This window comes from Nonomuraea sp. NPDC003727 (genome assembly GCF_053586935.1).
This window is the reverse complement of record NZ_JBSFNE010000045.1, coordinates 1-10946: the sequence shown is the minus strand read 5'-3', so window position 1 is coordinate 10946 and position 10946 is coordinate 1. Positions and strand designations below refer to the sequence as shown.

9 protein-coding genes are annotated in these 10946 nt (G+C 66.1%); 3 read left to right on the top strand and 6 right to left on the bottom strand.

Going from position 1 to position 10946, the window contains the following annotated elements; translation table 11 throughout:
- Window positions 1-151: 151 nt before the first annotated feature.
- Together ACWDLG_RS44900 and ACWDLG_RS44895 are read right to left on the bottom strand one after the other, a co-directional pair.
- Window positions 152-1084, bottom strand: coding sequence for an esterase/lipase family protein (locus tag ACWDLG_RS44900; protein ID WP_449931771.1), 933 nt, complete (start codon window positions 1082-1084; stop codon window positions 152-154).
- 122 nt (window positions 1085-1206) lie between these two features.
- Window positions 1207-1650 carry a hypothetical protein gene (locus tag ACWDLG_RS44895; protein WP_449931769.1) on the bottom strand — a complete coding sequence of 148 codons (444 nt, stop codon included), beginning with the start codon at window positions 1648-1650 and terminating at the stop codon, window positions 1207-1209.
- Window positions 1651-2118: 468 nt separating this feature from the next.
- Here ACWDLG_RS44895 and ACWDLG_RS44890 point away from each other — a divergent pair, with 468 nt between their 5' ends.
- Window positions 2119-3258, top strand: a complete 1140-nt coding sequence (locus ACWDLG_RS44890; RefSeq protein ID WP_449931767.1) for a serine hydrolase domain-containing protein — start codon at window positions 2119-2121, stop codon at window positions 3256-3258.
- Here the strand turns inward: ACWDLG_RS44890 and ACWDLG_RS44885 are convergent.
- Complete coding sequence (locus tag ACWDLG_RS44885) at window positions 3248-3478, bottom strand: hypothetical protein (protein ID WP_449931765.1); 231 nt, start codon at window positions 3476-3478, stop codon at window positions 3248-3250. The genes ACWDLG_RS44890 and ACWDLG_RS44885 overlap by 11 nt on opposite strands.
- A gap of 648 nt (window positions 3479-4126) precedes the next feature.
- Here ACWDLG_RS44885 and ACWDLG_RS44880 point away from each other — a divergent pair.
- Complete coding sequence (locus ACWDLG_RS44880; protein ID WP_449931763.1) at window positions 4127-4972, top strand: FAD-dependent oxidoreductase; 846 nt, start codon at window positions 4127-4129, stop codon at window positions 4970-4972.
- A 247-nt stretch (window positions 4973-5219) separates the two neighbouring features.
- On the opposite strand, the gene ACWDLG_RS44875 is transcribed toward ACWDLG_RS44880, so the two are convergent.
- Both ACWDLG_RS44875 and ACWDLG_RS44870 read right to left on the bottom strand, forming a co-directional pair.
- Entirely contained in the window at window positions 5220-5564 is a 345-nt protein-coding gene (locus ACWDLG_RS44875; protein ID WP_449931761.1) for a hypothetical protein, read from the bottom strand.
- A gap of 318 nt (window positions 5565-5882) precedes the next feature.
- Window positions 5883-9011, bottom strand: coding sequence for an RHS repeat-associated core domain-containing protein (locus tag ACWDLG_RS44870; RefSeq protein ID WP_449931759.1), 3129 nt, complete (start codon window positions 9009-9011; stop codon window positions 5883-5885).
- 82 nt (window positions 9012-9093) lie between these two features.
- Here ACWDLG_RS44870 and ACWDLG_RS44865 point away from each other — a divergent pair, with 82 nt between their 5' ends.
- Entirely contained in the window at window positions 9094-9756 is a 663-nt protein-coding gene (locus ACWDLG_RS44865; RefSeq protein ID WP_449931757.1) for a hypothetical protein, read from the top strand.
- Between the two features lie 132 nt (window positions 9757-9888).
- On the opposite strand, the gene ACWDLG_RS44860 is transcribed toward ACWDLG_RS44865, so the two are convergent.
- The gene (locus ACWDLG_RS44860; RefSeq protein ID WP_449931755.1) at window positions 9889-10794 is read right to left on the bottom strand and encodes an NADP-dependent oxidoreductase; all 906 of its coding nucleotides are present in this window, start codon (window positions 10792-10794) and stop codon (window positions 9889-9891) included.
- Window positions 10795-10946: the final 152 nt, after the last annotated feature.

Here is a 10946-nt window from a genome sequence, read left to right as displayed (position 1 = left end):
CGATGCGGTCCGGGTCGAACGGCCGGCCGTTCCGTCACCGCGTTTCCGCTGGTGACGGGCCTCTTCGTACTGCTGTGGCAGGTCCAGGGTTCGAACCTGGGTAGGCTAAGCCGACGGATTTACAGTCCGCTCCTAAATCCCGTAGACGTGGTCAGAAGGTGCTGTGGCGGTAGAGGGCCGCGAGCGCGTGGACCAACGGGCTTTCGATCTTGCCCGAGTGCTGCTTGCCGTCCCGGTTCTGCCAGGTGGCATTCCACGCTCGCACCGGCTTCGGGCCGGTCTGGCTCAGTCCGGAGTGAGTGACCTCCTTGTCGAGGGTCTCTTCGTACCTGACCCAGTGGGGGCCGCTGTGGCCATCGGTGGCGGAGCGCTCCGACACTGTGTTGTCGCCGGTCGAGGTCACGAAGGTGTAGTCGGTGCCCATTTGGGACTGTGGGCGGTGGCCGACCCACTTCAGGAAGCCGGTGTTACCCACCCGCATGTCGCTGCATTGCTCGTGGGTGAAGGTGCAGGTGTTAGTGAAGTTGGCGCCCCGGTGCGGGGTGCCGAGGGTGACGACGTCCTCGACGTACAGGCGGGACGGCCACTTGCGGCTCTGCTTGCCGTACAGGTTGGTGCCCTGGATGGCGGCCTTGGCGACCAGGCCGCCCATGGAGTGCGCCACGATGTCGACAGCTATGCCCTTGCTGGTGAAGTGCTTGTAGATGCGCCGGGCCAGGGCCGCGCCGACGTTCTGGATGCGGGTGTCGGTGGTGCCGTTGGCGTGCATGTCACAGTTGCGGTCGCCTCGGTAGAAGCCGAAGGTGTAGGACCTGGCTCGCCAGGTGTGTTGCTTCAGCACGAGCCGGGCGTTGTGCCAGGCGGCGGCGCAGTTGGTGTCCGCGCTCCGGTTGAAGCCGTGCACGAAGATGACCGGACGGCCCTTGCCGTCAGCCCTGTGGGGCGGAGCCTCAGCGACGGCGCTCGCCGGCGTGGCGCTAGCTGGGGTGGTGCTCGCCGAAGTGGCGTTGGCCGGAGCAGCACTCGCTGGGATGGTGGTGAGCAGCGAGGCCAGAAGGAGAGTCGGGGTGACAGCTCTTGCCATGGTCATTGCTACCTCCGAGGTACGCATGCCGATGCCCTTCGTCGCAGGGTGTGGCTCTCCTGAAGGGCCTTCACGGCCTGGACGGTGGCGAGGTGGAGCGCTGCTGCTCTACGGCAGCACGCTCAGGCGATGCCCCAGCGCCAGGGCGTGCACGTGCGGGCGCCGCCGGAAGGGCGGCACAGCCGGATGCCGATGTACTCCTTCTCCTGGAAGTTGGTGTTGATCCACCGCTGTCCGCAGTGACCCGGGTAGTTCCACAGGTCGTAGTAGGCGATCGGTTTCGAGCTGCGGTAGCGGACCTCCAGCGTGCCGGTCTTGCCGTCGCGGCAGGTATCGATCATCTGCAGCCAGTCGCCTTTGTGGTGGAAGGCACCGTAGAGGTTGCGCACGCCCTTGGTGGCCATCGCGGCGGTGACGTTCTGCCCGCGCCTGCCGGCGGCCCGGTGCGCGCTGGAGGGTGCGGCCTGTGCGGCGGGGGCCTTCCCCTGACGAGCGCCGGATGCGAGTGGCTGAGCGGTAGCCGAAGCGGGCGGGCTCAGCACCGCCGCCATCAGCAGTGCTGTCACGGCGATCAGGCCGGAGCGCTGCCCGAGTCCCCCAGAGGCCCGGTTTGCGTCGTTCCGGGTGCGGGAGATGAATGTGAGACCAATCATGATCAGGCGGCGGGCCTGTTCTTGTCGGACGCGTTGCCCGGCCCGTCCTCCGCCGGTGGGGCAACCACCTATCCCCGCCCACGTTAGGACGGTCACCAGCATTGTTCTGCGTACGATTGCACACACTGACGAAACAGCGAGCGGACCCTCACCCTGCCATGCAGCGGGGAGCTCTGGACGGATCCTGGTCAAGGAATCGGTCAAGAGCCTCGGGTGGCGCGGCCGGCCTCGAGGTTCGCGGCTTCCACCGCGGCGGACGCCCGGTTGCTGAGAGGGTCTTGCCGGGGGCACGTACTGCGCCGGGAGTAGCCGGGGGAGTACCGGTGAATGCGTTCGCCCGGGCGATGCCCCGTCTGCCCGCCGGCGGACACCATGACCTGCATGAACATTCTTCTTGCTGTGTCGGTGGGCCTGTCGGTTCTGCAGCCCGCCCTGAATGAGGTCCATGACGCGGGGATGCCGGGCATCTACGCCGAGGTGCGCCATGGTGGGCGAGTGTGGCGTGGCGCCTCCGGGGTCGCCGACGTGGAGACCGGCCAGCCTGTCACTCCGGACATGCGGCAGCGCGTGGGCAGTGTCACCAAGACCTTCCTCGCGGCCGCGATCATGCAGCAGGTGGAGAAGGGACGGGTCGATCTCGACGTCCCGATCAGCCGCTATCTGCCTGATCTCGGGGAGCGCGCCAAGACGATCACGGCCAGGATGCTGCTCAACCACACGAGCGGCATCGCCGAGTACATTCCGTACGCCTTCCCCTCTCTCGCGAATTTTCCGTCGCTCCCGGATATGTCGATCAAGAGCCTGGACGACAACCGGTTCAAGCACTTCCCACCGGCCAAACTGATCGCGATGGGCCTCAAGGCACCCGCCGTCGGCGAGCCGGGAGCCACGCCGGGGGTGTACGCCAACACCAACTACCTGATCCTGGGCCAGCTCCTGGAGAAGGTCACCGGGATGCCGGCCGAGACGTACATCACCCGGAACGTCATCGAGCGCGCCGGGCTGAAGCACACCGGCTTCCCGACCGGGCCGCGGATCAAGGGACCGCACTCGCGCATGTACGAGTCGTTCTACGGGCTGGCCGACCCGCCGCGCGACTACAGCGTGTACGACATGTCGTGGGCGGGCGTAGGCGCCTCGATGGTGTCGACCATGAGCGACCTCAACGAGTTCTTCGCCCGGTTCTTCGCCGGCGCGATCGTCAAGCCGTCGTCGCTGGCCCAGATGCGGCAGGCGATCCCGGTCATCTCGCAGACGGGCAGCCCGATCGAGTACGGCCTGGGCCTGCTCAAGACCGAGATCCCGGGCTGCGGCACCTTCTGGGGCAACGGCGGCACGGTCTGGGGCGCGGCCACGATTTCCCTGACCAGCGCGGATGGCAAGCGCCAGCTGTCGGCGGCGATGAACCTGGAGCGGTGGAACAAGCCCGACGCCTCGGGCGTACCGCAGCCGCACCCCATCGACGGCGCGCTCGCCGCCTTCCAGCGCAAGGCGCTGTGCGAGGACCCGGCTACTTCTTGAGCAGCGGAAGCACCTGGTCGATGGCGGCGCGGCGCAGCGCGACGAGGTGCTTGTTGATGTAGGCGGCGCCCCATCGCTGCTCGAGCAGCTTCGCGCGCAGGCGGCTGGTGTGCTCGTACCGCAGCATCTGCCACGGGAAGTCCTCGCCCGTGACCGTGTCGTCGTCGAGTGCGGCACCGCGCATGATGCGGGCCAGCCGGTCCAGGCAGCGTTGTTCCACCCGAGGGACTGGAAGTGGTGGGCGGGCTCGGCGTCAGCATGGACATCGAAGTCATCCGGGATGCTCACCGAGCCGTCCGCGTCGGCAGTCGGACCGTCGAAGTGCACGCGTACGGGTGCCGGCACGGCGGCAGGGGATCCGGCCGAAGGTCAATCACCTCGACCAGGTCGGCAAGATCGACATATCGAGCGACTTGGGCGATGTCGTAGCAGAACCATCATCCTCGTCCGGGCCCACGTCGACCCGACACCCGCGTCTACATCGCCTGCCGCATCTCCGAAGGCAAGTCCCCGAGAGAAGCCCGCCGCTGCCTCAAACGAGCCCTCTCACGGCAACTGTTCAAGCTCCTCGAACGCGCACCAGAACCCCTCCACACAACCGCTTGACAGATATAGCAGCCTCGAAAGGTCCCGCTAGTCGGCGGAGTCGCCCTACGGGAGCACTGCCCCACGCAGTAGGGAGGCGTGTAACTGACAGTCACCACATCACGACCATTGATCCAGATCCCAAACTCACCAACAGAGTCAGTCGCGCTCTCAGCCCGAGGCCGGCTCCGGCAAAGACTTGCTCCATCCCGGCCCCGAACCGGCCGAGATCATCACCGTCGCGGCGACACTGATCATCGGCCGATAAAGAGGGAGGATGTGGATGGCGCAGCCGAGTGTGGTCGAGGGTGGTTCGGTGGCCGCCGGCGCCCGGCGCGGCGTTGTGGTGATCGGTGCCGGCCCCTACGGGCTGTCCGTCGCCGCGCATCTGCGGGCCGCCGGTGTGGCGGTGCGTGTGTTCGGCGAGGTGATGGGCAGCTGGCGTCATGTCATGGCCACCGGCATGTTCCTCAAGTCGGCGCCGCAGGCCACGGACCTTGCGGGACCGGCGTCCGGTGGCCGGCTGGCCGATTTCTGCCGGCAGGCCGGCCTGCCCGAACTGACGGAGCTGACCCCGGTCTCCAGTGACTTGTTCGTCCGCTATGGGATGTGGTTTGCCGACCGGTTCGTCGGCGAGGTTGAGGACTCGCGCGTGGCGTGGGTGAATCAGCGTCGCGGTGGCGGCTTCCATCTCGTGCTGGATGACGGTGGGCGCCTTGAAGCCGATGCGGTGGTCGTCGCGTGCGGTCTGCGCCCGCTGGCCCACGTGCCTCGTGTGCTGGCCGATCTGGCCCCGCAAGGGACGGGACCGCGGGCGCCGGTGTCGCATTCGAGCGATCACAGCTGCCTGTCCGGCTATGCCGGGCAGCAGATCGCGGTGGTGGAAGGCGGGCAATCGGCGATGGAGAGCGCGGCTTTGTTGCATGAGAGCGGGGCCCTGGTCGAGGTGCTGGTCAGAGGAACGCGGGTGCGGTGGGGGCAGAAGCCGACGCTTCACCGGCCGCTGGGGCAACGGATCGCGCGTCCCGCCTCTCCGCTGGGGCCCTCGGGCGCCGCCTCGCCCCGCAGCCCCACCTCCGCCAGCCGGATCGCGTGGTTGTTCACCGAGGCGGCCAGGTCGGGCAGGTAGGCGTCCCGGTTGAGCACGGCGAGGCGGCGCCAGAGCTGGAGGGCGTCGCGGCTTTCGTCCAGGGCGGCTGCAATCCGGCGTAAGACAGGCGGGTAGCCAGGGCGTCGTGGATGCGGGCGCGTTTACAAGCGAAATGATCCGTGCCGGCTCCCATCCAAGTGTGTCAGCGAGCACCCGTTGGCGCGGACGGAACAGGACTTGCTGAAGACTCTGCCCCCTTCCCGGAAGAAGCTGGCCGAGTCTCGCCCTACGGCGAATCGTTGCCCTGCTCTTCTGCGTAGGCGAACTTCTCTACAGTCCAGTCTTCACTTGGGCTGTTTCTCCAGGCCATGTACCCGAGAGGAAGAGACGCCGTCGCCTCAATAGAGGGGTCTTGGTCAACAATGTGGCGCAAGTGAAAAAGGCCAGAAGCTTCGTAAGAATTTGGATCATTCACACCGTCACCGATCAACCAGTCGTTGTCGGCATCGTGGATCACAATAAGCGCTGGAAGTTCTCCGCTTGCAACAGTGCGCTGTACCACGCCGCCCAAACCTTCCGGAAAACGGTCACCGGGGAAAGGGTGTGGCAAGTCACGCAGAAGCTCGCCCATATACTGGCACTCCTCTTTATCTTTGATCGCTAGTCACTGAGGCGGCTCGGCCGCTACCAGGCTATCTTAGCAGTCGCATGCAAACGCTACTTTTCGGAAGTTGTGGACGGTCCACGTGTGACATTTTGACATATTTCCGATCGGGCGGGATCGGAAGAATGTGCATAGACTCAAAATTCTTCATGGCTGGGGAGTGGGGCGGGCCCCGCATCGCTCACACCGGAAGACCCGCCCCAAAGCCGTATTACTCTCTCAGTGCCGCGAAGCAGGAGCTAAAAATGCGACCAAGCTCGCCGCTCGGCACCGTCGCTTGACACTCTAAACTGCACGCTGTTGATGGCTATTTGGTGAAGTGTTCCTATTCTTTGAGCTCCTGGTTGTTGACGTCGACTTCATGGTCGGCGTCTTGTTGCTTTTGTTGCGATTGCAGACTCGACAGAGCACCTGACCGTTTTCTGGCGTTCCTGACCCGTTCTTGCTCTTTGGGTGCTTGTGGTCGATCTGAGATTCATTCTTTGGCGGAGTTACGCCGGTGCTACTCTTTTTGGGCTTTACGGTTTCCACATTGCATTGTTCGCACCTATTAACCCCTCCGTTTTTGGCGGCGTTCTTTTCGTAAACCTCTTGTTTTCCCCTGGGGGTGAAATTCTTACCGGGGCGGCTACCCGGCTCTTGCGACCAGGCGAAGGTGGGCGGATTCCTGCGGTAGTGGTCGGCGGCAGCGATGATCAGAAGCCCGCCGATGATCACCGCTCCGATGATCAGATCGTCAACTAGGACGACCTGTCCGTCCAGATCGGTGTTGTTGACGGGATCGGCTCCCGCGTACTCATAGTCGTTGGCGCTTCCGCCCTTCTGGGGATCGGTTTGGAGGAAGCGGCCAGTGGCGGGGTTGTACAGGCGGGCGCCCATGAGTAGGACACCGGCGAGGGGGTCGGTGGCGCGTTGTTCGCTGCCAAGCCAGCCATATCGGGGGGCATTGCCGCCCGAGCTTCTGGCGATGCCGTACTCGGTCTGCTCGGAATAGTTGTCTATTCCGCTGGTAGTCGCTGCATCGGCAGTGGCGACCACATCACCGTGCGGGTTGGCGAGTTGGAGGCTGACTCTGCCGGTGGAGGATTGCAGCGCCGCCAGATCGCCGGTCAGGCCATCGATGTTGCGGGTCCACCCGCCGTCGGCCTCTGCGGTCCAGATAGGCCGATCACTGTCATCGCCATAGTGGTGGACCGTGGTGCCCGGGGCGCTGCCGCCAGCTTGTGTGATGGTTCGGACCCGAAGCTTGGGGTCAACCGCGAACGTGCGGCTGATGCCGCCAGCCGTCATGGAGGAGACCAGGTCGTTGGCGTAGTAGCCGATCGTGAGATCGGCCGTGCCTGCGGTGTCGACAGCGGGCAGGACGGCTGTGCGGCCGAAGGCGTCGTAGGTGTACCCGGAGCTAGTCAGTCGGTCAGCTTGGTCATAGCTGTAGGTTCGGCTGGTGGGGGTGCTTGAAGTGGTGCATCTGCCATCGCCTGCATCCTTGTAGGAATCGAGGCGGCTGCGGTTGCTGTTGAGTGTGAAGCTGTAAACCCGTGTGATGCAGGTTCCGTTGACGAGATCGGCCACCTTGAGCAAGCGGCCCGCATTGTCGTAGGTGTAATCCTGCTGGCTGCCTGGCCCTCGTGCCTGGGCGACACCGCCGGCAGCCGCGGGTAGCGTCGTGAAGGACAGCCACGATGTGTCCGCTTTGGCGTACGACAGCCCAATGAGGGCGTTGTTGTTGTCGTAGCGCCACCTAGCCGTAAGGCCGCCGGGGTAGATCTGGGCGATCAGAGCAGCGTCGGCGTCGTAGGCGCCGACCATCGTGCCGACTCCGGATACGTCGATCCTGGTGAGCAAGCCGCGCCGTTCGGCCTTGCCGTTCGCGTCGACGCCGTCGTAGGTGTAGGTCGTGGTGCCCTTGCCGTCGGCGACGGTGGCAATGTTGCCGTCAAGGTCATAGGTGTAGGTCGAGGTATTGGCGTCAGCGTCGGTATAGGTGAGGGCGCGGCCGAAGGTGTCGTAGCCGACGCTAATGCTCGTCTGGCCTGCGCTGTTCTTGGTGAGCAGGCCGGTGGCCGGGTCGTAGTCAGCGGTGAACTCGGGCAGGGCAGTCCCGCCTTCGGCGGCCGGAGTGACCGTCGTGCTTTCGCCCACACGGCGGGCAGCTGCGTCGTAGCGCGACGTTGTGGTGCGAACGACTGAACCGGCGGTGTCGGTCGTGACCAGCGGCTGGCCCATCTGGGTGTAGCTGGTGATCTCTACGGCAGATAGCGGTTTGCCGGTGCCTGGTTGCGCTTTGGGCTCGGTGCGGCAGGGCAGACCTGCCCAAGCAGGTCGACGGCACTGCTCGGGTCCGCTGGCCTCGGCGGTGTAGTACCAGTTGACCGTGGTTCCGGCATCACTGCCGCTGCTTTCCGGCATGCGTGATTCGATCACTCGGCCGGACGCGTCGTAGCGGGTTTTCCTGGTGATGTCGACGGCGCCGTCGAGCACGGTGGTGATGCTGGTGGGGACGCGCAGTTCCCAGCCGGAGTGGTCACCGCTGGCGATCGGGTCATAGCCGGTCTTGACAGTGCGTCGATCGGCGGCATCGGGTGTGGCGGTGCCATCAACTACGGTCGGTGCTGTCACCGTGGTGGTGGCCAGGTGGTAGTTCACGCCGGCGAGCGGCTTGCCCTCGTCGTATGTCGTTCTGATGGTGCTGCGGGCGGAGGCCACCGTGCCCGCGTTCAGCTTGACGGTGTGGGTAGGGCCTTGGCGGCTGATCAGGTCACTATCAGCGTTGTAGGTGCTGGTGGTCGCCAGCAGCTCGGCTCGTTCGGCGGTGTCAGCGCGGGCCGCGACGTAGGGATCGGTATCGGCCGTTGGCGTCAGTGCCTGGGCGCGGTTGTCGGCTGTCAGTGCCCAAACGACATTGCCCTTGGCGTCATGGCGTGCTGCGCCGAACTGCCAGGCGCCCGCACCGAAATCAGCTCTATTGACTGGACGCCCGTTGATGTCGAGGTAGGTGAGCTCCCCGTAGGGCCAATCGGCGGTGATTGGGTGATAGGCGCCATCGCCGCCTCGCGCGGGAACATGGGAAGCCGGGAAGATGGCAGTGCCGGTGACGGGCAGGTCAGTCGTTTGCCCCCACTTGGCGGTCTGTGCTGCGGTGAGGTCGACTGGTGCGTCGCTGCCCCCGATCGGCACGTCGTAGGCGATAGGCCAAGTGGGATCAGTGTCCCCACCCTCACGTTGGACATGGGCCAGACGGCCGAGGGCGTCGTATTCCATCCGCCACGGGGCAAGTCCGGGTGGGGTGACCTGGGAGATCCGGCCCTGTCCGTTGTAGTAATACAGCGTGGCCAGGTTGGTGCGCGGATCGCTGACTTGCCGCAGATGGCCGGTGGAGTCATAGGCGTAAGTTGCCAGCACGGTCGACTTCATCGCGTTCGACCCTGGGTCGAACGCGGTGACCGATATGGTTTTCACCTGCCCGGTGAAGTCACCCCACCCGGAGGCCTGACCGGTGGCCGTAGTCCGCGCCCGCGCCGACGCCGAGCGCATCCAGCGCGAGACCGAGACCCGCGTGGTGGCCGCCGAACGCCGCCAGGCCGCCGCCGAGGTCGCCCGTCAGGCCGCCGAAGACGTTCGCGACCGCCAGGCCGACGAGCTGCGCACCCTGCGCCGCCAGCTCGCCGACCAGGCCGAGCGCGCCGAGGCCCAGGCCACCGCGCTGGGCAAGACGCAGACCCGGCTCGGCGAGGCCGAGACGAAGCTGGCCGCCGAACGCGCCGAGGCCCGCCGCCTGTCCGACCAGCTGACCGGCTCCCGCCAGCGTCTGGCCGAGGCCGCCGAGCAGATCGGCGCGCTGAAGGCGGCCGTGGCCGAGGCGCGCGCCGAGACAGCCGGCGTACGCGAGGAGCTCACCGCCGAACGCCACCGCCACGAGCGCGACGTGGGGCGGCTGCGCGAGGACCTGACCCAGACACGCCGGCAGGCCACCGAGGGCGCGACCGCCGCGGCGGTCGCGCTCGCTCGCACCGAGGCCGAACGCGACGCCGCGCGGCGCGAAGCGGAGACAACCCGCGCCGAACTCGTGGCCATCAGACAGGAGCCTGCGCATCGGCTCGCCGAGGGCGCCGGGGAGGAGCCGGGCTCGGCCACCGCCGATACGGAGCGTCCGTCATGAGCCCGGCAGCGGGGCCGGGCAGCAGGCGGTGATGACGGTGGGGTGTTCACGAGTGCTTCCACCTGCGACGTGACGTAGGTAGTGGAGATCGCTTCCCACCGTCAGGATGATCGTTTCCCAGACGTCCTCTGTTCAGAAGATGAGCGCGATCTTCCCGTTCAGGCTCCCCCGCTGGAAATGCTCATGTGCGGTTTTCACGTTCTGCACGCCGTATTGCGCGTCGACCCGGATCTTTAGTCGCCCGCCGTCCACGGCTGCGGCGAGTTCGGCGAGTCCGCGACCGTCTTCGCGTACCTGGTTGACCGTGGTGCGCACCCGACGATGCGACAGGTCGGGTACGGGCCCGGCTTGAGTAGCGATCGAGGCGTACCTGCCGCCATCGGCCACGGCGTCGGTGACAAAGGCGCCGAAGGTGTCGAAGATGGCGTCGTAGCCGCCCGCCCGCAGCGTGGTCCGGTCGATGGTGGCGTGGTCGGCTCCCAGTTCTTGCACCACCTGGATCTGCGCCTGCCTGGACACCAGCGCGTCCACCTGCGCCCCGCGAGCACGCGCGAGCTGCACTGCGAGGCCGCCGACGGCTCCTGCCGCGCCTGCCACCAGCAGCTTGTCTCCCTGGCCGACCTGCAACCAGTCCAGGGTCTGCAACGCGGTCAGTCCCGGCAGGGGCAGGGCCGCCGCCTCCGCCAGGCTGACCGACGTGGGCGCCTGGGCGATAGAGGCAGCCGGGATGGCGACGAGGTCGGCCCATGAGCCGCGCCCGGTCGCCAACTGATGCGACATGCCGAACACCCGCTCGCCGACGGGCAACCCACTCGTGCCTGAGTTGACGACGATCCCCGCCAGTTCCCAGCCCAGCGTCATCGGCAACGGCGGCGCGCCCTCACCGATGGCCCCCTCCCGGGTCTTGTCATCAACCGGGTTGATGGCCGAGGCGATGACCCGCACCAGCACCTCGCCATCGGCAGGATGCGGTTCCGGCACGTCGACCAGCGCCAGCACATCAAGATCTCCAAAGTGGTCGATCTGTAGAGCACGCATACCCAACTCCCAAAATATTCGATGAGCGTCCAACATTAACGGTGGCCCACTTCGTGCCGGGGTCACGTCCACGGACGTGGTGTATGAATCGATCTTCGCGTGATCCTGTTTCTGCAGGTTAAGCGGTAAGTGTCTGCGGGAGTGGGTTCTGG

Bases quoted from the DNA above. Each gene is read 5' to 3' on its own strand.
- ACWDLG_RS44900 (WP_449931771.1), bottom strand. From the start codon at position 1,084: ATGGCAAGAGCTGTCACCCCGACTCTCCTTCTGGCCTCGCTGCTCACC.
- ACWDLG_RS44890 (WP_449931767.1), top strand. From the start codon at position 2,119: ATGAACATTCTTCTTGCTGTGTCGGTGGGCCTGTCGGTTCTGCAGCCC.
- ACWDLG_RS44880 (WP_449931763.1), top strand. From the start codon at position 4,127: ATGGCGCAGCCGAGTGTGGTCGAGGGTGGTTCGGTGGCCGCCGGCGCC.
- ACWDLG_RS44875 (WP_449931761.1), bottom strand. From the start codon at position 5,564: ATGGGCGAGCTTCTGCGTGACTTGCCACACCCTTTCCCCGGTGACCGT.
- ACWDLG_RS44870 (WP_449931759.1), bottom strand. From the start codon at position 9,011: ATGAAGTCGACCGTGCTGGCAACTTACGCCTATGACTCCACCGGCCAT.
- ACWDLG_RS44860 (WP_449931755.1), bottom strand. From the start codon at position 10,794: ATGCGTGCTCTACAGATCGACCACTTTGGAGATCTTGATGTGCTGGCG.